Source organism: Antrihabitans cavernicola (assembly GCF_008297975.1).
In the GTDB taxonomy this organism is placed as follows: domain Bacteria; phylum Actinomycetota; class Actinomycetes; order Mycobacteriales; family Mycobacteriaceae; genus Antrihabitans; species Antrihabitans cavernicola.
This window is the reverse complement of sequence record NZ_VLNY01000007.1, coordinates 170,300-192,634: the sequence shown is the minus strand read 5'-3', so window position 1 is coordinate 192,634 and position 22,335 is coordinate 170,300. Positions and strand designations below refer to the sequence as shown.

24 protein-coding genes are annotated in these 22,335 nt (G+C 64.5%); 13 read left to right on the top strand and 11 right to left on the bottom strand.

The annotated features are described in order from the left end of the window. Positions 1–2: 2 nt before the first annotated feature. Both hsaB and FOY51_RS16495 read left to right on the top strand, forming a co-directional pair. Complete coding sequence (gene hsaB, locus FOY51_RS16500; protein WP_149431342.1) at positions 3–566, top strand: 3-hydroxy-9,10-secoandrosta-1,3,5(10)-triene-9,17-dione monooxygenase reductase subunit; 564 nt, start codon at positions 3–5, stop codon at positions 564–566. A 55-nt stretch (positions 567–621) separates the two neighbouring features. Then, complete coding sequence (locus FOY51_RS16495; RefSeq protein ID WP_149431456.1) at positions 622–1,818, top strand: cytochrome P450; 1,197 nt, start codon at positions 622–624, stop codon at positions 1,816–1,818. Here FOY51_RS16495 and FOY51_RS16490 read toward each other — a convergent pair. Genes FOY51_RS16490 through FOY51_RS16475 form a run of 4 tightly spaced genes read right to left on the bottom strand, consistent with a single transcriptional unit; the run spans position 1,793 to position 6,550 of the window. Continuing rightward, positions 1,793–2,842, bottom strand: a complete 1,050-nt coding sequence (locus FOY51_RS16490; protein WP_235916422.1) for an acyl-CoA dehydrogenase family protein — start codon at positions 2,840–2,842, stop codon at positions 1,793–1,795. The two genes, FOY51_RS16495 and FOY51_RS16490, sit on opposite strands and share 26 nt — an antisense overlap. Then, the gene (locus FOY51_RS27630) at positions 2,836–3,831 is read right to left on the bottom strand and encodes an acyl-CoA dehydrogenase family protein (protein WP_149431340.1); all 996 of its coding nucleotides are present in this window, start codon (positions 3,829–3,831) and stop codon (positions 2,836–2,838) included. Before FOY51_RS27630 ends, FOY51_RS16490 begins: the two co-directional genes overlap by 7 nt. Further along, the gene (locus FOY51_RS16480) at positions 3,828–4,967 is read right to left on the bottom strand and encodes an acyl-CoA dehydrogenase family protein (RefSeq protein ID WP_149431339.1); all 1,140 of its coding nucleotides are present in this window, start codon (positions 4,965–4,967) and stop codon (positions 3,828–3,830) included. Before FOY51_RS16480 ends, FOY51_RS27630 begins: the two co-directional genes overlap by 4 nt. Beyond that, on the bottom strand, positions 4,967–6,550 hold the full coding sequence (locus FOY51_RS16475) for a FadD3 family acyl-CoA ligase (protein WP_149431338.1): 1,584 nt from the start codon (positions 6,548–6,550) through the stop codon (positions 4,967–4,969). Before FOY51_RS16475 ends, FOY51_RS16480 begins: the two co-directional genes overlap by 1 nt. 56 nt (positions 6,551–6,606) lie before the next feature. On the opposite strand from FOY51_RS16475, the gene FOY51_RS16470 reads away from it, so the two are divergent. The 4 genes from FOY51_RS16470 (at position 6,607) to FOY51_RS16455 (ending at position 10,430) form a co-directional block, all read left to right on the top strand. Continuing rightward, positions 6,607–7,797, top strand: a complete 1,191-nt coding sequence (locus FOY51_RS16470) for an acyl-CoA dehydrogenase family protein (protein ID WP_149431337.1) — start codon at positions 6,607–6,609, stop codon at positions 7,795–7,797. Continuing rightward, entirely contained in the window at positions 7,794–8,591 is a 798-nt protein-coding gene (locus tag FOY51_RS16465; RefSeq protein WP_149431336.1) for an SDR family oxidoreductase, read from the top strand. The genes FOY51_RS16470 and FOY51_RS16465 overlap by 4 nt, the downstream gene beginning before the upstream one ends. A gap of 83 nt (positions 8,592–8,674) precedes the next feature. Next, positions 8,675–9,268 carry a TetR/AcrR family transcriptional regulator gene (locus FOY51_RS16460; RefSeq protein WP_149431335.1) on the top strand — a complete coding sequence of 198 codons (594 nt, stop codon included), beginning with the start codon at positions 8,675–8,677 and terminating at the stop codon, positions 9,266–9,268. A gap of 10 nt (positions 9,269–9,278) precedes the next feature. Beyond that, complete coding sequence (locus tag FOY51_RS16455) at positions 9,279–10,430, top strand: acetyl-CoA C-acetyltransferase (RefSeq protein WP_149431334.1); 1,152 nt, start codon at positions 9,279–9,281, stop codon at positions 10,428–10,430. A gap of 24 nt (positions 10,431–10,454) precedes the next feature. Here FOY51_RS16455 and FOY51_RS16450 read toward each other — a convergent pair whose 3' ends face one another. Continuing rightward, entirely contained in the window at positions 10,455–11,849 is a 1,395-nt protein-coding gene (locus FOY51_RS16450; RefSeq protein ID WP_149431333.1) for a cytochrome P450, read from the bottom strand. Positions 11,850–11,946: 97 nt separating this feature from the next. On the opposite strand from FOY51_RS16450, the gene FOY51_RS16445 reads away from it, so the two are divergent. After that, entirely contained in the window at positions 11,947–12,549 is a 603-nt protein-coding gene (locus FOY51_RS16445; protein WP_149431332.1) for a TetR/AcrR family transcriptional regulator, read from the top strand. A gap of 124 nt (positions 12,550–12,673) precedes the next feature. Here FOY51_RS16445 and FOY51_RS16440 read toward each other — a convergent pair whose 3' ends face one another. The 5 genes from FOY51_RS16440 to FOY51_RS16420 are packed head-to-tail and all read right to left on the bottom strand — an operon-like array spanning position 12,674 to position 16,829. After that, positions 12,674–13,342 (bottom strand): NAD(P)H-binding protein, encoded by a 669-nt coding sequence (locus FOY51_RS16440; RefSeq protein ID WP_149431331.1) that lies wholly within the window; start codon positions 13,340–13,342, stop codon positions 12,674–12,676. A 5-nt stretch (positions 13,343–13,347) separates the two neighbouring features. Further along, complete coding sequence (gene ipdC / locus FOY51_RS16435) at positions 13,348–14,415, bottom strand: (3aS,4S,5R,7aS)-5-hydroxy-7a-methyl-1-oxo-octahydro-1H-indene-4-carboxyl-CoA dehydrogenase (protein ID WP_149431330.1); 1,068 nt, start codon at positions 14,413–14,415, stop codon at positions 13,348–13,350. After that, complete coding sequence (locus FOY51_RS16430; RefSeq protein ID WP_149431329.1) at positions 14,412–15,170, bottom strand: CoA-transferase subunit beta; 759 nt, start codon at positions 15,168–15,170, stop codon at positions 14,412–14,414. The genes ipdC and FOY51_RS16430 overlap by 4 nt, the downstream gene beginning before the upstream one ends. After that, positions 15,167–16,048 carry a cholesterol ring-cleaving hydrolase subunit IpdA gene (ipdA, locus tag FOY51_RS16425; RefSeq protein WP_149431328.1) on the bottom strand — a complete coding sequence of 294 codons (882 nt, stop codon included), beginning with the start codon at positions 16,046–16,048 and terminating at the stop codon, positions 15,167–15,169. The genes FOY51_RS16430 and ipdA overlap by 4 nt, the downstream gene beginning before the upstream one ends. A 4-nt stretch (positions 16,049–16,052) precedes the next feature. Further along, entirely contained in the window at positions 16,053–16,829 is a 777-nt protein-coding gene (locus FOY51_RS16420; RefSeq protein ID WP_149431327.1) for an enoyl-CoA hydratase family protein, read from the bottom strand. 85 nt (positions 16,830–16,914) lie between these two features. Here FOY51_RS16420 and FOY51_RS16415 point away from each other — a divergent pair, with 85 nt between their 5' ends. The 5 genes from FOY51_RS16415 to FOY51_RS16395 all read left to right on the top strand — a co-directional run bounded on the left by FOY51_RS16415 (position 16,915) and on the right by FOY51_RS16395 (position 21,159). Next, positions 16,915–17,694, top strand: coding sequence for an SDR family oxidoreductase (locus tag FOY51_RS16415; RefSeq protein ID WP_149431455.1), 780 nt, complete (start codon positions 16,915–16,917; stop codon positions 17,692–17,694). Positions 17,695–17,728: 34 nt separating this feature from the next. Next, entirely contained in the window at positions 17,729–18,637 is a 909-nt protein-coding gene (locus FOY51_RS16410; RefSeq protein ID WP_149431326.1) for an SDR family oxidoreductase, read from the top strand. 254 nt (positions 18,638–18,891) lie between these two features. After that, on the top strand, positions 18,892–19,629 hold the full coding sequence (locus FOY51_RS27255; RefSeq protein WP_187776357.1) for a hypothetical protein: 738 nt from the start codon (positions 18,892–18,894) through the stop codon (positions 19,627–19,629). Positions 19,630–19,636: 7 nt separating this feature from the next. Beyond that, entirely contained in the window at positions 19,637–20,149 is a 513-nt protein-coding gene (locus tag FOY51_RS16400) for an ImmA/IrrE family metallo-endopeptidase (RefSeq protein ID WP_149431325.1), read from the top strand. Then, positions 20,146–21,159, top strand: coding sequence for a hypothetical protein (locus tag FOY51_RS16395; RefSeq protein ID WP_149431324.1), 1,014 nt, complete (start codon positions 20,146–20,148; stop codon positions 21,157–21,159). The genes FOY51_RS16400 and FOY51_RS16395 overlap by 4 nt, the downstream gene beginning before the upstream one ends. A gap of 5 nt (positions 21,160–21,164) precedes the next feature. Here the strand turns inward: FOY51_RS16395 and FOY51_RS16390 are convergent, their stop codons facing one another. Continuing rightward, positions 21,165–21,581: a helix-turn-helix domain-containing protein gene (locus FOY51_RS16390; protein WP_149431323.1), complete on the bottom strand. Its 417-nt coding sequence runs from the start codon at positions 21,579–21,581 to the stop codon at positions 21,165–21,167. Between the two features lie 436 nt (positions 21,582–22,017). On the opposite strand from FOY51_RS16390, the gene FOY51_RS16385 reads away from it, so the two are divergent. Further along, positions 22,018–22,335, top strand: coding sequence for a hypothetical protein (locus tag FOY51_RS16385; RefSeq protein ID WP_149431322.1), 318 nt, complete (start codon positions 22,018–22,020; stop codon positions 22,333–22,335).

Genomic DNA, 22,335 nt, shown 5'->3' with positions numbered 1-22,335 from the left:
CGGTGACCACCGCGGAGATCGATCCGCGCGTTTTCCGCACTGTGCTCGGCCAGTTCTGCACAGGCGTCACGATCATCACCACCACCGACGACGACGACAAGCCGATCGGGTTTGCATGCCAGTCGTTCGCAGCGCTGTCGTTGGAACCGCCGCTGGTGCTGTTCTGCCCGACCAAGGTGTCACGCTCGTGGGCGGCGATCGAGGCGTCCGGCAGGTTCTGCGTCAACGTCCTCGCCGAGGAGCAGCAGTCGACGTGCGCGCGATTCGGCTCGCGAGAGCCTGACAAGTTCGCCGGAATCGATTGGCATCCATCACCGTTGGGTTCGCCGATTCTGAACGGCTCACTCGCGCACATCGACTGCACGGTCGAAACCGTGCACGACGGCGGCGATCACTTCCTCGTCATCGGCCGCGTGTCGTCGTTGAGTGAAGTGCAGAGCGAGCGACCGCTGCTGTTCTACCGCGGCCAGTACACGGGCATCGAGCCGGACAAGACCGTTCCGGCTCCGTGGCGCGACGATCTCGAGGCCTTCCTGACGACGACGTCGATGGATACCTGGCTGTAAACCCGGACATGCGGCGAAGTCGCAACCTAGAGTCGAAGAGGTGACGAGCACCGAGATGAAGCCTCGATTCGACTTTCTCGACGGGCGTTTCTATGCGGGGGAACTCGGCGATCCACGCGCAGCCTACGCGTGGATGCGGGCGAACCAGCCTGTCTGCCGTGACGAGCGCAACGGCTGTGCAGGCGTCGCCACCTACGACGCGCTGATGGCAGCCGAGCGCGATCCCGAATTGTTTTCCAACGCAGGCGGAATCCGACCGGAGACGCCGGCACTGCCGCACATGATCGACATGGACGAGCCTCAACACATCGCACGCCGGAAACTGGTGAACTCCGGCTTCACCCGCAAGCGGGTCGAAGGGCAGATCGACCACATCGGCACCATCGTCGACCAACTGATCGATGCGGTGTGCGAGAGAGGCGAATGCGATCTGGTCGAAGAGTTGGCGGCCCCGCTGCCGATGGCCGTGATCGGGGACATGCTCGGCGTCCGGCCGACCGACCGCGACATGTTCCTCACCTGGTCCGACGACCTGGTGAAAGCGTTGGGCAGCAACGTCAGTCAAGAGCAGTTGATCGCGAGTGCGCAGGCATACGGCGGCTTTCACGCCTTCATGACACGCACGATTGCCGAGCGCCGCGAGAACCCGACCGACGACCTGACCAGCGTTCTCGTTCACGCCGAGATCGACGGTCAGCGCTTGACCGACGAAGAGGTGCTCGCCGAATCGCTGCTCATCCTCATCGGCGGCGACGAAACGACGCGGCACGTGTTGAGCGGCGGCATGGAGCAGTTGCTGCTCAACCCCGATCAGCGAGATCTGCTGATCGGACAACCCGCCGCGATCAAGGTTGCCGTCGAAGAGGCGCTGCGGTGGGTATCGCCGATCAAGAACATGGCGCGCACCGTCACCCGCGATTCGACGTTCTTCGGAACCGATCTGGTCGAGGGCGAAAAGGTGTTGCTCCTGTTCGAATCGGCTAACTTCGACGAAACGCATTTCGATCGGCCGGAAAACTTCGATGCGTCTCGTGAACCCAACCAGCACTTGGCGTTCGGGTTCGGCACGCACTTCTGCCTCGGCAATCAGCTGGCCAGGATCGAAGCCCGGCTGATGTTCGATCGGCTACTCCAGCGGCTCCCGGACATGACGTTGGCGAATACGGAGCCGCTGCCGCGTCGGGCGGCGAACTTCATCTCCGGCTTCGAATCGATGCCGGTGCGATTCACGCCAACTGCGCGAATCGCCTGATGTAGGTTTCTGGGGATCCGAACAGCTGCGCCGATCCGTGCGCACGTTTGAAGTACAACTGGGCGTCGTGCTCCCAGGTGATGGCTATTCCGCCGTGCAGCTGAATCGACTCTGCCGCAACCTGACTGAAGGCCTCGGAGCAGTAGACCTTCGCCACCGCGGCGTCGTCTGCCGCCAGCGAGTTCGTTGCCGCGTACGACGCCGACCTGGCCGTCTCGACCAACGCGAACATGTCGGCCATCCGATGCTTGAGTGCCTGGAAGCTGCCGATCGGCCGACCGAACTGCACCCGCGACTTGGTGTATTCGACGGTCATCGCGAGGCATCGATCGGCCGCGCCGACCTGCTCGGCCGCCAGCGCCGCGCAGGCGATGGTGCGGACCCGATTCAGTACTGCCGCAGCGTCTTCGGTGGGCAGGCGTCGGCCTGTGACCGCGTCGAACTCGACGACGGCGAATCGACGGGTGGGATCCATCGTCCGGACTTCACGGCGAGTCACCGTGGCCGGGTCGATCTCGAAGAACGCGACGTCGTTGCCGTGGTGTGCAACAACGATCAAGACGTCTGCGGCTGATCCGTCGAGCACGTAATGTGCTGCACCGGTGAGGGTGTCACCGTCGAAAGAGACACCGATCTCGTCCCAACCGCTGGCGCCAGCCCAACAGAGAGCGGCAATCGAGGTGCCGTCGGCGATGCCGGGCAACAACCGAGAATTGGTGTCGGTGTCGCCGATCGCCAACAGTGCTTGTGCCGCCAGCACCACCGAGCCGAGCATCGGCGTCGGCACCAGCAGCTTGCCGAGTTCTTCGAGGACCACATGCGACTCGACGGCCCCGGCGCCGATACCATCGAACTCTTCCGGAATCGCCAGTGCCGCTATGCCGATCTGATCGCACAGCCGCCGCCACAGATCGGCGTCGTAGCCGCTGTCGGACACCATGGCTCGACGAACGTTCGCGTGCTTGGCGAGCAGGGCGCGCACCGACGACGCCAAGTCCCGCTGCTCGGCGGACAGAATCACGATGTCGCTCGCAGCGATTCGGCAATGCGTGCTCGATGCACCGTTGGTGTACCCCAGGCGGTGACCAGAGCGCGAATCTTGGTCAACCACAACGACAGATCGTATTCGGCGGTGTAGCCGATGGCGCCGTGCACCTGCAAGGCCTTCCGTGAGGCCAGGTAGGTGGCATCGCCGCATGCAACCTTCGCAGCCGAGATGGCGCGCGACGCGGTCGGCGAGTCCGCCGCCACCGCGACGGCGGCCCCGTGCAGTAGGGGAGCCGCCATGTCAAGGTGCACCTTGGCGTCGGCCAAATGGTGCTTGATCGCTTGGAATTGCCCGATCGGGCGACCGAACTGCACCCGGTTCCTCACGTACTCGGTGGACAGGTCGAGCACTGCTTGGCCCGCGCCGTGCAGCTGTGCCGCGCAGGCGAGCGCACCGTGATCGAATGCGCTGTCCGCGGCGGCACCGATGTCCTCGGTGAGTACGTCGCTTGGCTGCGTCTCGAACAGCCGTCGCGCCGCGTCCACCGAAGCGACCTGCGTCGTCGCGTCGCCGGTACGCAAGGCGTCGCCGTCGACGTGGAAGATCACGTCCGCGATATCGCCATCGAGGGCGCGCGGAACCGAAGGGGACAGCACGAGCGACGCCAGAGTGGTGCCCTCGGCGATGCCGGGCAACCATTTCTGCGCCAACGAGCTGTCGGGAAGCGCCTGCAGCAGAGCGGGTATCGCCGCAGCCGACTCGACAAGCGGCCCTGGCACGCCCGCGCGTCCGATCTCGACGAAGGCGACGACGGTATCGACAGGATGCGCACCGAGGCCGCCGAACTCCTCGGCGATACCCAAGCCCATGACGCCGGCGTCGGCGAGCCGACCCAGCAGAGCGCGGCCCGCGTCGAGTTCGCCTGCGCCCCATGCGCGAATGGTGTCGGGTGTCTTCGCGTCGGCCAGCATCGTGCGCAGGCTCGCGGCGAAATCCACCTGCTCGGTGGACAGTGTGAATCTCATCGATCCGCCTTGGGCAGGCCGAGCAACCGCTCGGCGACAATGTTGCGCTGAATCTCGTTGGTACCGGCGTAGATCGGCCCGGACAATGAGAACAAGTAGCCGTCCAACCACCCGCCGGCCAGCTCCGCGTCGACACCCAGCACATCGAGTGCGGTTTCGTGCAAGGCGACATCGAGCTCGGACCAGAAGATCTTGTTGATCGAGGACTCGGCACCGAGCGCGCCACCGTCGCTAAGTCGGGTGACCGTTCCGAATGTGTGCAGTCGGTATGCCTCGGCTGCGATCCATGCGTCGACCACACGATCCCGAAGTGCGGTGTCGGTCGAATCTGCCTGTGCTGTCCAGAGTTCCACCAGCCGGTCGACGGCGGAGGTGAATCGTCCCGGACTCCGCAGCGACAGCCCGCGCTCGTTGCTCGACGTGCTCATCGCGACTCGCCAGCCGTCGTCGACGCCACCGATCACGTCGGCATCCGGGACGAACGCGTTCTCGAAGAAGATCTCGGCGAAACCCGCCTCGCCGTCGAGCTGGGGAATCGGTCGCACCGTGATCCCATCCGCGGTGAGTGGAAACATGAAGTAGGTCAAGCCTTTGTGTCGCTCAGCGCGAGGATCGCTGCGGAACAGCCCGAAGCCCCAGTCGGCGAAACTGGCACGCGAGCTCCACGTCTTCTGCCCGTTCAGTACCCAGCCGCCGTCGACGCGCGTCGCCATCGAACGAATGCCCGCGAGGTCGCTGCCCGCCTCGGGTTCCGACCAGATCTGCGCCCAGATGTCGTCGGCGCGCGCCATCCGCGGCATGATCCGAGCCAACTGCTCGGGCGTTCCGTGCTCGAAAAGCGTTGGTGCCAGGAGAAAGATGCCATTCTGGCTGACTCGCCCCGGTGCGCCGGCTTCGTAGTACTCCTGCTCGAACAGCACCCATTCGAGAAGCGATGCGTCGCGGCCGCCGAGGTCCGCGGGCCAGGAGACCACGGAGAATCGCGCGTCGGCAAGGGTGTGTTCCCACGCGCGGTGCGCCTCGAAGCCTGCCGCGGTATCCATCGAGGGCAGCGGGTGCGTTGGCATGTTGGCGGCGAGAAAGTCGCGCACCTCGTGCTGGAACGCGACAGCTGACTCGTCGAGATCGAGATCCATCAGGAATGCTCCTGCCGTAGTTCACGTTTGAGGACTTTGCCGCCTGCATTGCGCGGTAGGACGTCCAAGAAGACAACGGAGCGTGGCACTTTGAAGTTGGCCACCTTCTCCTTGGCGTACGCGATCACTTGGTCCTCGGTGAGTGTGTGGCCCGGCCGGGTCACGACGAAGGCGCGGCCGACCTCACCGAGACGGTCGTCGGGTATGCCGATCACCGCCGAGTCGGCGACACCGTCGAGCCGGGCGAGCGCTTGCTCCACCTCGGCGGGATAGACGTTGAAGCCGCCCGCGATATACATGTCCTTGAGGCGATCGGTGATGGTGAGGTTGCCCCGATCGTCGAGCGAGCCGACGTCGCCCGTGTGCAGCCAGCCGTCGGGATCGATTGCCTTGGCGGTGTTTTCCGGGTCGTCGAGGTATCCGAGCATCACGTTCGGGCCGCGCAGCAGCACCTCGCCACAAATTTCCCCCGTCGCTTCGCTCGCCTCGGCCGAATCGATACGCACCTCGAAATCGGCAATTGCTCGACCACAGGTGGTGGCGACGGTGACGGCGTCGTCGTCGGGACGACACATCGTGCCGAATCCGGCTCCCTCGGACAGCCCGTACGCGGTGAGCACGATGTCGAAGTCCAGTTCGGACTGCATACGCTCGATCATCGCCACCGGGACCACGGCGGCACCGGTGACGGCAAAGCGCAAGGAGCTGAGGTCATAGTCGGCGCGCGTGGGACTGTCGAGGATCGACTGAAAGATCGTGGGCGGGCCGGGGAGCACGGTGATCCGGTGATCGGCCACGTTGCGCATGGCGGTATCGACGTCGAAGACCAGCTGCGGCACCATCGTCGCACCGGTCTGGACGCACGCGAGGATGCCTGCCTTGTAACCGAAACTGTGGAAGAACGGGTTGATGATCAGGTAGCGATCGTTGCTGTCGAGCAGTCCGCACTCGGCCCATGCTCGCGATGTCGCGAGGGATTGCCGATGGGCGCACATCGCGCCTTTGCTGCGGCCGGTGGTGCCGGATGTGAACAGAATGTCGGACAGGTCGTCGGGTCTGACTGCCACGGCGCGTTCGTCGGCCTCGGTGGGCGAGACGGCTCTGGCGAATTCGGCGAGGTCGGTCCACGCGAGGTCGGTGTCATTTGTTACGCCGGGCTCGCCGACAGGAACGACGACGATCGTGTCCGGCAGCGTCAGGGCGGGCAGCGCGCGCAGCTGAGCGAGGCGGTCGTTGCCGAGGAAGGGGCCGGAGACGAACAGCGCGGTTGCATGGGTGCGCGTGATCAGGTCGGCGGCCTCGTCAGCGGTGTAACGGGTATTGATCGGTATGACTGTTCCGCCGACGTAATGCGTTGCGAGAGCGGCAATCACCCAGTGGTAGGTGTTGGGCGCCCAGATCGCGACGCGGTCGCCGTGCTCCACGCCGCGCGCGATCAGCGCTCGGGCGGCGGTCTGCACCTCGTCGAGAAGTTGTGTCCACGTGAGGCGGAGCGCTCCGTCGACGATCGCCTCGGCGTCGTCGAACGTCTTCGCCGCGAACTGCAGCGCCGCGGGCGTGGTCTGCACGGGTCCATCGGTCACAGGCTGTTCCTCACCGCCGGGTACAAAGCAAGTGCTTGGTAGGTTATCCTACCGGTGTGGATATCAGCCAGGGTGCGGTGAGCGACGACGAGTTCGCGCGCTCGATTCGCACCTGGCTTGCCGAGAACCTGACCGGCGAGTTCGCCAAGTTGAGAGGACTGGGCGGGCCCGGCCGGGAGCACGAGGCGCACGACGAACGGCTCGCCTGGGATCGACACCTTGCCGCCGCAGGCTGGACCTGTCTGGGCTGGCCGAAGCAGTACGGCGGCCGCGAAGCGTCGCTGAATCAGCAGGTGATCTTTCATCAGGAGTACGCCAGGGCGAACGCGCCCGCACGCGTTTCGCACGTCGGCGAAGAGCTGCTGGGACCCACGCTGATCGCGTTCGGCACCGAAGAGCAGAAACAGCGCTTCCTGCCGGGTATCAAATCGGTCTCCGAACTGTGGTGCCAGGGCTATTCCGAGCCCGGCGCGGGTTCGGATCTTGCTGCGGTGTCGACCTCGGCGAAGCTCGACGGCGACGAATGGTCGGTCAACGGGCAAAAGGTGTGGACGTCGCTGGCGCACGTCGCGGACTGGTGCTTCGTGGTCTGTCGCACGGAGCCGGGTTCGACGCGGCACAAGGGCTTGTCGTATCTGTTGGTTCCGATGGATCAGCCGGGTGTCACGGTGCGGCCGATCGTGCAGCTGACGGCGACGTCGGAGTTCAACGAGGTGTTCTTCGACAACGCCCGCTCGGACGCAGATCTGGTGGTCGGCGAGGTCGGCGATGGTTGGCGGATTGCCATGGGCACGTTGACCTTCGAACGCGGCGTATCGACGTTGGGCCAGCAGATCGGGTTCGCGCGCGAGTTGGCAGGTATTGCCGACCTCGCGAAGCGAACCGGAGCCGCCGACGATCCGATCATCGCCGACAAACTCACCCGTGCGGCGATCGGGCTGAAGGTGATGCGCGCTCACGCGATGCGCACGCTCGCTGCCGTCGACGCAGGCACCAGTGGATCCGAAGCGTCCGTCGCAAAGCTGTTGTGGGCCAACTGGCATCGGAGCCTTGGTGAGTTGGCGATGGATGTCGCGGGTGCCGCAGGACTGATCGCGGACGGCGACCCGGCCGACGGCGGGTTCGACGAACTGCAACGGCTGTATCTGTTCACGCGAGCCGACACGATCTACGGCGGCTCCAACGAGGTGCAGCGCAACATCATCGCCGAGCGTGTGCTCGGCTTGCCGAGAGAGGCACGCCCATGACCACAGACCTGTCGATAGCACCGGACGAGATAGCGGGCCACGGCCTGCTGACGGATCGGGTGGCAGTGGTGACCGCTGCTGCAGGCACCGGTATCGGATCGGCGACCGCACGCAGAATGCTCGCCGAGGGTGCCGACGTGGTCGTATCCGATTGGCACGAAAGGCGACTGGAAGCCACCCGCGCCGACCTAGCGGAGCAGTACCCGGAGCGTCGTGTCGCAGCCATCGTCTGTGATGTCAGCAATTCGGGTCAGGTTGCCGACCTGTTCACGGGTGCTGCCGAGGCGCTGGGCCGGATCGACATCGTCGTCAACAACGCCGGGCTCGGGGGCGAGACGCCCGTCGTCGATCTGACGGACGAGCAATGGGACAAGGTCATCGACATCACGTTGAACGGCACGTTCCGCTGCACGCGTGAGGCTTTGAAGTACTTTCGGGGCGTCGAGCACGGCGGCGTTATCGTCAACAACGCGAGCGTGCTCGGTTGGCGGGCGCAGCACGGGCAGGCACACTATGCGGCCGCAAAGGCGGGGGTGATGGCATTGACGAGGTGCAGCGCGGTCGAGGCGGCGGAGTTCGGCGTCCGGATCAATGCGGTATCGCCGAGTATCGCGAAGCACGCGTTCCTGGCGAGGGTGACGTCCGAGGAACTGCTCGACAAGTTGTCGTCGGACGAAGCCTTCGGTCGCGCGGCGGAACCGTGGGAGGTAGCGGCAACCATCGCGATGCTGGCCAGCGACTACACGTCGTACCTGACCGGCGAAGTGGTGTCCGTCAGCAGTCAGCGTGCCTGACGGCAGGTGAGCGGTTTGTGGGTGTCAGGACCAACTAAACGCTCACCTGCGGCGAAGCCGCACCTCAGTGGAAGGATCGGTCGGTGACCAATCAGACAGGTCGACGCGACGAGTTGCTCACGCTCGCCGCAACCCTGTTCGCGCAGCGCGGGCTGCGTGCGACCACCGTGCGCGATATCGCCGATGCCGCCGGAATCCTTTCGGGCAGTCTGTACCACCACTTCGACTCCAAAGAGTCGATGGTCGACGAGATTCTTCGCGGCTTTCTCGACGACCTGTTCGGACGTTACAACGAGATCGTCGAGTCCGGCCTCAGCAGCCGAGACACCCTCGAGGCGTTGGTGGTTGCGTCGTTCGAGGCCATCGACGCATCGCACTCCGCGGTCGCGATCTACCAGGACGAAGCGAAGCATCTACGCACCAGCGAACGATTCGCGTACATCGACGCGCGCAACCTCGAGTTCCGAGCGTTGTGGATCGGTGTCCTGCAGGCCGGCGCGGCCGATGGTAGCTTCCGCCCCGACATCGACGTCGAGTTGGTGTACCGCTTCCTCCGCGACACCGTGTGGGTCGCGGTTCGCTGGTATCAGCCGGGCGGGCCGATGACCGCAGACTCGGTCGCAAAGCATTACCTCGCAATCGTTTTGGACGGACTGTCCAAGAAGTCCACGAACTAGGAGCATCACCGTGCCAGAGGCTTACATCGTCGATGCCGTTCGCACTGCAATCGGCAAACGCGGGGGAGCGCTCGCCGAGGAGCACCCTGCCGATCTGGGTGCAACCGTCATCAAGGCGGTTGTCGAGAACAACGAACTCGATCCCGCCGCCGTCGACGACGTGGTGTTCGGCTGCGTCGATGCGATCGGACCGCAGGCGGGCAACATCGCGCGCACAGCGTGGTTGGCTGCCGGCTATCCGGAAGAAGTCCCGGGTGTGACGGTGGATCGGCAGTGCGGTTCCAGTCAGCAGGCCATTCATTTCAGTGCGCAGGCGATCCTCAGTGGCACAGCGGATCTGATCGTTGCCGGTGGCGTCCAGAACATGAGCAAGATCCCGATCTCGGCCGCGATGCTCGCCGGGCAGCAATACGGCTACGACTCGCCGTTCAAGGGTTCGACAGGTTGGGACGCCCGCTACGGCGACCAGGAGATTTCGCAGTTCCACGGTGCCGAACTGATCGCGGACAAGTGGGACATCAGTCGAGAAGACATGGAGCACTGGGCCCTTCGCAGCCACGACCGCGCGCGCACTGCGATCGCGGAGGGTCGATTCGAGCGCGAGATCGTGGCGGTCGGTGACTTCACCGTCGACCAGGGACCACGGGAAACCAGCCTCGAGAAGATGGCGTCGTTGAAGACGCTGGTCGACGGTGGACGCCTCACAGCCGCTGTGGCGAGCCAGATTTCGGACGGCGCATCGGCGACGCTGATCGCGTCCGAGCAAGCTGTCGCAACCCATGGCCTGAAACCCCGCGCCCGGATTCATCACCTGAGCGCGCGTGGCGCAGATCCGATCTTCATGCTCAGTGCGCCGATTCCGGCAACCGCGCACGCGCTCGCGAAGACCGGTCTGACCATCGACGATATGGATGTCATCGAAATCAACGAAGCCTTCGCTCCCGTCGTACTCGCGTGGCTGAAGGAGACTGGTGCCGATCCCGATCGCGTCAACGTCAACGGCGGCGCTATAGCTCTCGGGCATCCGCTGGGCGCCACCGGAACAAAGCTGTTCGCCACGCTGCTCAACGAGTTGGAGCGCACCCGCGGCCGCTACGGATTGCAGACCATCTGCGAAGGCGGCGGCACGGCGAACGTGACGATCATCGAGCGCCTCACCTAGCGAGCCCGGCCTGCCGCCACTAAGTCAGGTGCGACGGCTCAGGCGCAGTTCGAACCCTTCCGGCATCAAGGTCAGGCGTTCCTGAATCTTCAGGCGGTAGTTCGGATCGGCGGCGATGTCGTAGCGCTGCAGAATTGTTCCGAGCACCAGGACGGCTTCGTGGATCGCGAACTGCCTTCCTATGCAGGCACGTTCACCGGTACCGAACGGCTTGTAGATGTGCGCAGGCCGCGACTTGACGTTGGCCGGGGCAAAGCGATCGGGATCGAACTCGTCCACGTTGTCGCCCCAGGCGGGATCGCGGTGCAACATCGGAATCAACACCAGCAGTCCGTCGCCTGCATCGAGGTGATGGCCGCACTCCAACGTTGTTTCCTCGCGGGCTTCCCGGGCGTAGACCGGCGCTGTCGGCCAGAGGCGCAGCCCTTCGTCCAGTACCCGGCGGACGTAGCGTAGCTTCGCGATCTGCTCGAACTCGGGTTCGTCGGTTCCCCATACCGCGTCCACCTCGGCCTGGGCCTTGGCGAAGATCTCGGGATGTTGCGACAGGTAGTAGAGCGCGAACGACAAAGCGCCCGAGGTGGTTTCATGACCTGCGACAAGGAACGTGATGATCTGGTGGCGAATGTTGCGCTCGTCGAGGCGGTTGGGATCGTTGTCGCGGGCCGCCCGCATCATCAGTTCCAACAGGTCGTCCGGACCGTCGTGACCGTTGCGTTTGCGCTCGTCGATGACACCGTCGACCACGCCGTTGAGGTAGTCGAGCCGGGCGTCGTTGCGTAGATCGCGCTTGCGCCAGACGAGGTCGCCGATAACGGGAGGTTTGAAGAACGTGCGAACCTGCGCGTGCCGCAGGGCGCCGACCATCGCATCGACGAACGGGTGCGCCGTGGTACGCCGAAACGAGTCGAAGGGGTGGCTGAAACCGGTGCGGCCGATGGTTTCCAGCGTCAACTTGGTCATATCCGCCGACACATCGACTGGCGTGTCGCCGACGTTGTCCCAGTGCTGCACAAGCTCTTTGGCAACATCGAGCATCGTCCGGTGATACGAGCGCATCGCCGACTGGGTGAATGCGGGCCGCAGCAGATCGTGGCCCTTGCGCCAATTCGGCTCGTCGCTGTAGGCGGTGAACAAACCGTCGCCGCCGAGCGGGCGAAGTCCGACGATCGCCGGCGCCAGATGCTTCCGGAACCGCGTTTCATCGGACAGTTCGGCAACCATGTCGGCGCCGGAGGCGAATACGATTCGCTTGCCGAGGATCTTGCGCTCGTAGATCGGGCCGAGGGTGCGGGCATGGCGCAGCGCGTCTTGCAACGGTGCCCTCGGATGCGTGCCGACGAAATCGCCGAGTAGCGGTAGCCGCCACCGGGGGTGTGGAATCGGTGCTTGCTGTCGCTCGACTGTATCGACGCTCACGGTCGCCCTCCCTTGCTGAACCGATGTCTAGTAAGGAACCTACGCCTTACTGAACCCGTGTCAAGTAGTGTGGGTGGACGATGCCGAAAGATCCGAATTGAGCACACCACGGCGACGCCTGGACCCCGAGCAGCGGCGGGAGCAACTGCTCGATATCGGCGCGCGCCTGTTCGGCGAGCGTCCGTACGAGGAAGTGCTGATCGAGGAGGTCGCGGAGCTCGCCGCGGTGTCGCGGGGCCTGATGTACCACTACTTTCCGAACAAGCGCGACTTCTTCGCCGCGATCGTCCAGCGCTCGGCGGAACAGCTCTTGGCCGCCACCGAGATCGATCCGGATCTCCCGATGGCGGAGCAGATTTCCTCCGGCCTGGATGCGTTCATCGGCCACACCGTGAAGAATCAGTACGGCGTTTTGGCGATCAACCGGGGTGCGCTCTCCGGCGATCCTGCGATCCAGAAGGTGGTCGACTGGGAGCAGGGCATCCTCCGCGATCGGATTCTGGATGCGCTCGGCGTGAGCGGACACTCGCACGACGTTGCGTCCGCAGCGGTGCTGGGCTGGCTCGGCTTCACGAGAGCTGTGTGTACCGATTGGGTGGAGAATCAGGCGATGAGTCGAGAAGAATTGCGTGACCTGTGCGTCCGTGCGCTGGTCGGCGCGCTTGGTTCGGCAACGCGGCTGGACGAGTTGCCGCACTGACGAAGCGTTCAATCGCCGACCTTCTCACGTCCCGATTGCGCGATCGGTAGAGAATTGCTCTGAGGAGAACGGCGCTCGAGCGTGAGTGAAAGGTACCGATTGCGCAGTCGGTACCGATTTCTCGCTAGCCCGACTCCGCCGCCGCCCGAATATCCGAGTTCTCGAGTATCTTCTTCGGAGCGCCATGATTCGCGACGGCGATCATCGCTTCGGCGATCTGATCTGTAGTGCTGATCCTGCCGGGTGCGACGCGGTGCATGGCCCACATCAGCGGTCCCGCGACGCTGTAGGCGGTGCGGTAGAGGCGGGTCTTCGACTTGACCCCACGCAACGGCTGAATCAAGCCGGGACGGAACATGTACGCGTCCAACGGAAGTGCGAGAACAGCGTTCTCTGTTTCACCCTTGACGCGCGCCCACATCAGACGGCCGTGCTCGGTGCTGTCGGTGCCCGCGCCTGAGACGTAGATGAACGTGCTCTCCGGGTTCAACCGTGCCAGCGTCTGCGCGACGGACAGCGTGAAGTCGTAGGTCACTCGGCGATAGTCGGCTTCGCTCATGCCGACTGCGGATGTGCCCAGGCAGAAGAAGCAGGCGTCGTATCCGACAAGCTGACCTTCGATTGCCGTCAGATCCATCAAGTCGCCGTGCACGATCTCGCGCAGCTTGGCGTGCTGCTGCTCGATCGGAGTTCGCCCGATCACCAGTATCTCGTCGACCCCAGGATCACGCAGTGCCACGTGCAGCACACCCTGGCCGAGCATGCCGGTGGCGCCGAACAGGATTACCTTCATGGCGCCTATTGTGCGCCACGCAATGTGGCGAGCGCGTCGATCTGTGCGATGGCCTGCGCCACGATGCCATCGATGAGCTCACGGCAGGTCGGCAGATCGTCGAGCAAGCCGACCACCTGACCCGACGCCAGCACGCCCGCTTGGGTATTGCCCTCCACCAGGCCGGCTTTGAGAAGCATCGGTGTGTTGGCGGCCATGATGATCTGCTGCCACGTCCGATCGCCCGACTTGCGCATGGCCGCGCCGTCTTTCGCCATGGTGGACCATTTCATGCCGGTCATCGACTTGAACTTTGCGGCATTGCGCACCGCCGCAACAAGTCCGCGCGCGTTTCCGGAATGCTCGAGCTTGTTCACCAATTCGGTGTTGAGCACTCGGTGCGGCATGCCGTCGACCTTGCGCGAGACCGTCGTGTCCTGCAGGCCGCGTTGCAGGTACTCCCGCTTGACGGCATCCGGGACGGTGGATTCCTGCGTCAGCAGAAAGCGGGTACCCATCGCGACGCCGGCAGCCCCATAGGCCAGCGCGGCGGCGAGTCCGCGTCCGTCGTAGAACCCGCCCGCCGCAACGACAGGAATATCGACGGCGTCCAATACCGACGGCAGCAACAGTGTGGTCGCGACCGGACCGGTGTGACCGCCGCCTTCGCCGCCCTGCACGATCACCGCGTCCGCGCCCCACGCCGCGACCTTCTTGGCGTGTTTGGCCGCACCGATCGACGGAATCACCACGACCCCTGCGGCTTTGAGCTTCTCGATCAGTTCCTGCTTCGGTGCCAAGGCGAACGATGCGACCCGCACGTTCTCGCGGATGAGTAGTTCGATCCGCTGCAGGGCATCGGTCGCGTCGGCACGGATGTTCACGCCGAACGGTTTGTCGGTGAGCGTCTTGGTTTTCGCGACCGCGACCCCGAGCTCTTCGTAGGTCATCGTTGCCGACGCCAGGATGCCGAGGCCGCCGGCATTGGCGGTGCCCGCCACCAGCCGCGGCCCGGCAACCCAGCCCATCCCGGTCTGCACGATCGGGTGCTCTACGTCCACCAACTCGGTGAACGCCGTGCGCAGCGCTGTCATCCCTGCACCTCGCGATCGCGGGCGCCACGAGGATCGATGACCTCCCGAATCAGGCGCAGCTCTTCGACATTCGGCGTGCGGGTGGTCCCGGCCTCGCCGAGTCCGGCGACCTCGAACGACGTGTTCTCGGCAACTTCCTCGGCGGTCACACCGGGATGCAGCGACAACGCACGGAACGTGTGGTCCGGTCCGCCGAAATCGAATACCCCGAGGTTGGAAACGATGCGGTGCACGTTCAGATATTTGTAGGCCGGGTTGGCCGCATCGACCTTGTCGTAGCCGACGCCGGACACCACGTCGACAGAGTCGCAGAACACTCGCGACGAGTGGCGCGGCACCCAATAGCTGGTGGCATGGTTCATCGTGTTGCCGGGAGCACCACGGACACCGAACATTTGACGAGTCGGGCGCTGCAGCGGCCCGAAGGCGGAGAGATTCTGGTTGCCGTGCCGATCGATCTGGTTGGCGCCCATCACCACATGGCGACGGCCGGATGCAACCACGTCGAACACCTTGCGAAACGGCATCCAGCCCTCGATCGGACCCTTCGCGCCGAGGGCGGGGGTATCGGCGAAGATCAGCGCCTCGCCGTCGGTGATGAGGAGATCGGGCTCGGTGGTGAGCCGCGCCAGCCGTGCCCCGATCGTCGGCAGCGGTGCCATCGGGCTTGCCATGATCTCGCCTGCACCCTCGAAGATTTCCGCGCATGCGATGGCGCAGATTTCGGCCCGGGTGTAGTCCACTGCTGTCGTCATGCCTGCTCCTCGGCGAACGCGCGTACGGCTGCCTGGTAGTCGTCCTCGGTGCCGGACAGGTAGGTGTCGACGAACTGTTGCCAGCCTTCGGGCGTCTTCGCCGCCTCGGCGTAGTGCCGTTGGAACTTGTCGTCGCGGCCGTAGCTGTCACCGGCAAGCGTGAAGTGCGCGCCGTTGGGAGCTTCGACCACTCCGTCGACCATCAGCCTGTTCAACAGCAACGACTGCAGTGGAACCGATTTCACCAACTCTTCGGTCTCGACGATTCGCTCCACGCTCACGTACCGCTTCTCGGCGGCCATGCAGTAGAGATCGTCGAAGTAGGGATCGACACCCGTGTACGCGGCGTTGCCGTGTGCGTCACCGATGTTCATGTGCACCAGTGCCGCATCGAGATTCAGTGCAGGCATCGCGATCAGCGTCTCGGCGGCGCCGGATTCATCCGGGTACGGCGACGTCACCGTTTTCAGTTCGTCGCCCCAGAACGCCTGCACGTCGCTGCCGAGTCCGGCGCGAATCGGCAGGAACGGGAGACGGGCGGCCGCGGCCTCCAGTCCGCATTTCACCATGCCCTCGTCCATTTCGCGGGCCTCGATCGAACCCGAGGTGCGCGCCTTGGCGAACCACGGATCGTAGAACGGTACGGAATCGAGCGAGACGAATCCGTAGTAGGCCTTGCGGACTTTGCCTGCGGAACAAAGCAATCCAAGGTCCGGGCCGCCGTAGGTCACCACCGTCAGATCGGTGACATCGGAGCGCAACAACGCGCGGACCAGAGCCATCGGCTTGCGCCGCGAACCCCAGCCGCCGATGCCGATCGTCATTCCGCTGCGCAGTTCGCCGACCACGTCGTCGAGCGACATTCGCTTGTCCCGCATACGATCAGCCCTTCTTCTGCGCGTCTGCGCGTTGTTTCGCCAAGTCGTCTTCGAACCGGTCGCGGATCTCGTCGGACGCGCCGGACAGGTTCAGCTCGAAGGTGAAGCCCTGTTCGTATCGGTAACTGCGGTGCACGTTCTGCAGGTCGATGCCGTTGAGTGCTTCCTTGGCCGCGCGGAGTACCCGGCCGTCCTTCGCAGCGATGTCGCGCGCCACCTCCAGGGCCGCATCGTCCAACTCGTCGCGAGGCACCACGCGATACACCGATCCGTGGTGATGCAACTGCTGTGCCGTGATCGTCGACGCGGTGAAGAACAGTGCTCGCATGAGGTGCTGTGGGACGAGGCGGGCCAGGTGTGTCGCGGCTCCGAGGGCCCCGCGGTCGACCTCGGGTAGCCCGAACGTTGCGTCGTCGGACGCGATCACGACATCGGAATTGCCTGCGATTCCGATACCTCCGCCTAGGCAGAAACCGTGCACTGCACTGATCACCGGAACCTGACAGTCGTATACCGCCGAGAACACTTCGGCACAGCCGCGGTTGTGGTCGATCAGGTTTTGGTGGCCGGGGTTTCGCTGGATTTCCTTGATGTCCACGCCGGCGCAGAAGCCGCGGTTCTCGGCGCGAACGACCACCGTGCGGTTCGACTGGTCACGGCCCGCCGAGCGGACGGCATCGGCGAGTTCGAACCAGCCCTGCGCAGGGAATGCGTTGACGGGCGGGTAGTCGATCGTCACGACTGCGACGCCCGGACCGTCGGACGAGGAGGTGATTGGCATCGGGGTTCCTAACGGTGGGAGCGCGGCGACGAACGAGACCCGGTCGCCAAACCAAGCGATTGCTTGGTACGTTAGCACGGTGAGCATCGACCTTGCTTTGGACGGCACAGTGGTGCTGGTGACCGGCGGCGTTCGTGGAGTTGGCGCAGGCATCAGCCGAACGTTCCTGCGGGCGGGCGCGACCGTAGTCGCGTGTGCGCGCCGCCCACCCGATCGGCCCGTGGCGCTCGACGGTGCATCGATCGAGTTCGAATCGTGCGATGTGCGTGACCCGGAGGCCGTGCGAGTTCTTGTCGAAACGATCGTCGAGCGGCACGGTCGGCTCGACACTCTGGTCAACAACGCAGGCGGTGCACCGTTTGCCCTGGCCGCGGACGCGAGCGCGAACTTTCACGCGAAGATCGTCGGGTTGAATCTCCTTGCTCCGCTGGCGGTGTCGCAGAGGGCCAACTCAGTCATGCAAACACAGGACACCGGTGGGTCGATCGTGATGATCTCGAGCGTCAGCGGTGGCAGGCCGTCGCCGGGTACCGCCGCCTACGGCGCAGCCAAAGCCGGTATCGACAGTCTTGCGTCGAGTTTGGCTGTGGAATGGGCTCCGAAGGTGCGCGTCAATTCGATCGTCGTCGGGTTGGTCCGCACCGAATCGAGCGATCTACATTACGGCGGAGACGACGGCCTTGCCGCCGTTGCGCACACCGTTCCACTGCAACGGATGGCGACGCCGGAGGACGTCGGCAATTGCGCAGCATTCCTGGCTTCTCCGCTTGCCTCGTACGTCAGCGGGAGCACGCTGACGGTCCACGGTGGCGGTGAGCGGCCCGCCTTTCTCGCCGCGTCGACGGCGCAAGTGTCGAGTACGTAGAACAGTGAAGATGTCGAGGATCGAGGAGCAACCTGTGAGTGGATTGTGTGCTGGACGCGTCGTTGTGATTACCGGTGCGGGAAGGGGAATCGGGCGTGCGCACGCACTCGCATTCGCAGCGGAGGGCGCCAAGGTGGTCGTCAACGATCTGGGTGCAGGTCTCGATGGTGCCGGATCGGCAACCGACCCTGCGCAACTGGTGGTCGACGAGATCGTCGCAGCCGGGGGAGAGGCCGTGATCAACGGCGACGACGTTGCCGACTGGGACGGCGCGCAGCGGCTCATCGCAACAGCGGTCGAGAGCTTCGGTGGCCTCGACGTCTTGGTGAACAACGCAGGCTTTCTTCGTGATCGGATGCTGGCGAACCTGGGTGAAGAGGAATGGGACGCGGTGATCCGCGTGCACCTGAAAGGGCACTTTGCGCCGCTGCGGCACGCGATCGGATTTTGGCGAGCTGAGTCGAAGGCGGGCAGGCCGGTGGACGGACGCATCGTCAACACCAGCTCCGGCGCCGGTCTGCAGGGCAGTATCGGGCAGGGAAATTATGCGGCGGCGAAGGCCGGTATCGCAGCGCTGACGATCAACGCGGCGGCCGAATTCGGTCGCTACGGCGTGACGGTGAACGCCATCGCGCCCGCTGCCCGAACTCGCATGACCGAGGGTGCGTTCGCGGAGTCGATGGCCAAGCCGGACGTGGGTTTCGACGCGATGGCACCCGAGAACGTCTCACCGCTCGTCGTGTGGTTGGGGAGTACGCAGTCGCGTGACGTGACGGGGCGCGTCTTCGAAGTAGAGGGCGGCAAGGTGTCCCTCGCCGACGGTTGGCGACACGGCGATGTGGTCGACAACGGCGCGCGATGGGAGCCGGCCGAACTCGGGTCCGTGATCGAAAAGCTGATTGCGTCATCGGAGCCTCCCGTGCCTGTCTACGGCGCGAGCTGATAACGTACCGTCCAGTTCGCGACAAATCGGCAAACATCTGGTTATCGCGAGGTTTCGCGCCGTAATCGGCCTGTTCGCGGGCATTCGATGGGCTGCGGGATCAGACAGGCGACCGTTCCAGATTCCCTATCCAGTGATCCGGTCGCTATCATCTATTCGGCTGTGGCGTCCGACATATCGGAAGAAGTCGTGGGTTTCGCAGGCGAACGACCGTTGAATTCGTAGGCGGATTGCACCAGGAAGAGGGGCTGGCGATGGGCGATGGCCGCGCGGTACGCATTGCTGCAAGCGTGGGAATCGCAGCCGGGATCACCCTGTTGTCGTCGGGTGCGGCGAGTGCGCTCCCCGGAAGTCCCTACGTCCCCACGATTCCCCAAGCGCCCCTCCCGCAGGGGTTCGGCCTTGATTCGGACGTACCGGGAAATCTCGGCATACCCAGTGTTCCTGGACCGTCCGGCGACCGGACGATCCCGCAGGTCCCGGATTGGCATGACGGCTGGTCACACGACAGTCAGTTGTGGCCGCCGACCATCCCCAGCATTCCTGATCTTCCGCCGCTACCTGCTCCGGTGATCGTGTTGCCGCCGACCCCTCCGGGTGCGCCGCCACCGCCACCGCTACCGCTGCTGCTCGAGACCACGCCGCCGCCCCCTCCGCCGACCACGACCGTGCCGCCACCTCCGCCGGTCTTCGTGCCCGAACCGGTCGTCGAGCCGACGCCGGAACCGCAGCCTGCGTCCGAACCACCCCCGCCCCCGCCACCACCGCCACCACCAGCGCCGCCGCCCCCTCCGCCACCGCCGCCGCCACCGCCACCGGCGGTCAAGCCCGTGAACGCGGTCGCGCCTCTGCCCAACTTGGCAGGGGTGCTCGGCGGAGTGGCCGGGCTCGCGTTGTCCGGCACGATTGCCGCTGTCCTGAGCTTCGTCAGCGCCGCTCTCGTGTTGGCACGGGTCGCCAAATCCAAAGACCAGATATTCGGGCCGAAGTGATGACGCGATGACGGACAGGGAAGCACCTCGGACTACCAGGTCGTATCGACGCGTCGCGGCAGCCGTGGACGTCGTCTGCGGGCTCGCTGCCGACACCGATTCGGTGACGCTCGAGCAAGTCGTCGATGCGGTCGCGCACGAACGTGGACGACCGATCGAAATGGCCGTCGCCGATCTGGGACCCGGTGTCTGCGGGCAGCGCCGCACCTACCCGGACCGAGACATCATCGTCCTGGCCAGTGGCCTGCCGAACCGGGAGCGGACGCTCGCGCACGAATTGGGTCACATCGTCTTCGACCACGACGGTCAGATCGCGCAGGATGTGACGCTGGAAGCGAGCGACGATCTGATCGCCTACATGCTCAGTCAGCGTTCGTATCTCGAGGTGGCCGACGGCGCCGACGAGATCGCGGAATGGGAAGCAGAAACGTTCGCGAGCATGCTGCTGGCTCGGCTGCGTGTGTTCACGAGCCGTGGCGCCGGCGTCTCGGTCCTTCGATACGACGAGGCACTCGGGTGAGTTTTTGGTTGACTGCGCTGGCAGTCTGGATTTCCGCGGGATCTCGCGTCGGCCGCGTGCTGGTGCGTCCCGCGACGACCATTCGGATCGCGATTCTGATCGCCGTCGCGTGCGTGGCATTCGCGTCGACGGTAGCGATTCCCGACGTCGCGGACAGCATCGACCGCATCGTTGCGCACTACCCGCGCGAGCCCGTCGAGTTGGCTGCCACCATCGGTCTCATCCTGTGGCTCTGTTTCACGGCTGCCGCGTCGGTCATCGCGGCCGCTGCGTGGCCGGTCACGTCCCGAAAGAGCCTGCGCGAGACTGCCTACCTCATCTACGGGACCGGCGTCGTCGTCATTCTGCTGTCGCTGCTCTATGCGCCGATCGGCTGGCTCGTTGTGGCGATCGGCTGCACCTTCGTCGTGATCACAGGCGTGCAGAACCTCGATTGGACACCGTTGGGTCGCGGCATCGCAGTCTTCACCGCGGGCACAGCCGCGGTGGCACTGTTCGCGCTGCTGCAGTTCTTTCGCGAGATCACCGACGGCGTCGACTTCGTGCACCGCGCCGCACCGACCTGGGGTTGGTCGCTTGCGAGCATCCTGATCTCGGTGGGTGCGATCTGGATCCTGGTCGAATCGTTCATCAAGGCGCGGTTGCTGCTGCGGCGCGTCGGCACCCTGCACACGGTCATGACCGAACGGTTTCCCGAGGTGCTCGAAGACGACGGCAAATACATGACCAGCGTGCTGCGCTCGTCCGACCAGGTCGCCAACATCATGGATGCGCTGTATCTACAGGCCGGTGGCGGCAGCTATGCGCTGGACCATTCGCTGCAGCTGCCGACGGATAATGCCCAGCGCGCCTCGGCGGTTGCTCGATGGGCGCGCGATCCGCTGAATGCGGTCCCTGTGGACACCCGGTGGATCACGCCGCCCGAAGGGATCTCGACTCGACGGTGGGTAGGCGATATCGCCAAGGCCTACGGAGAAGAGGGCGGCGCGCACTCGACAGCGCGCCGCTGAACCGTCTAGGTGGTGCCGTCCGGGGGAACCTCGGGCAGACCCTCGCTCGCGCGGAGCTTCTCGGCCATCGAGGTGAGCAGGTTCTGGGAGTCCTCGGACAGATCGAACGCACGACTGGACAACCGGCGCAGACCGTAGCCCTGCAACTGCGACAACAACTCGAGATCGTGGTCGATCTTGGCGGCGTAGATGTCGTTGAAGAAGTAGTCGGGCTTGACCTTGAAGAACTTGGCCAATGCGGCGACGGTCTCGTCCGACGGATTGGTCCGCTGTCCCGATCGCAACTGTGAAAGATACGGCTTGGAAATCGGATGCCCAGCGTCGGTGAGAGCGGCAGCCACTTCCGCATTGGTGTGTGGTTTACGCCCCGGAGGATGCACGGTTTCGAACAATTTGTTGAGCCGCGCAGCGAAATCAGCCATCGTTTGCCGTCCACGTCCCTTCGCTGATAGTGCGACTCGGTGTTCTCCGCCGCATATTCGATATTAGCGACTGAGTAACTGAAAACATACGTTTGGGGTGCTATTCGTAGTCTCGGGTATGTTCTTGACCCCTTTGGCAGACGCGGAGTATTTCGGTTTGCGGGATATGGCACCGCTGGACTGGACGGCGGTCCATATCTGTATAGCGCGTTGTCCCAGGTGCAACAGTTTCGATTCTACCGGTTGCTGAAAGGTAGCTAATGGTGTGTACTCGATTGCGTTGGTGTAACAGATGTGTCGAGCGCCACCAAGGAGGATCGAGTGAAAGTAGTGAACAGGCTGCTCCTGTGGCTGCCATCGGTCACAGCGGCGGTGTGCATAGTCGCGACAATGTGGCTCGTGTGCGCGGTGTCGGGATTCTGAGGCGGCAGATCGAGTGATTCAAGAGTTCACCTTTTACAGCCGGACCTTCACATCGATCCCGACCCCTGACGACGTCGTGCCCGAACTACCCGATCCCGTGGTCGCCGCGGCATGGGCGCGAGTGCTCCGACGGGTTCGGCTGGTGCTCGACGAGTGGGAGGGCACCGACGACATCCGCTCGCCTGCCGATCGTCGCTACGCCGCCGAACTCACCTACAGTCCCGGCTGGGTCTGTCTCTCCGTGACGCACCCGACGACTGACGGCCCCACGCAGATCCAAGTGATGCACGAGGTTGCGAAGGTCATCGAAGAAGAAACTCGCGGAATGTGA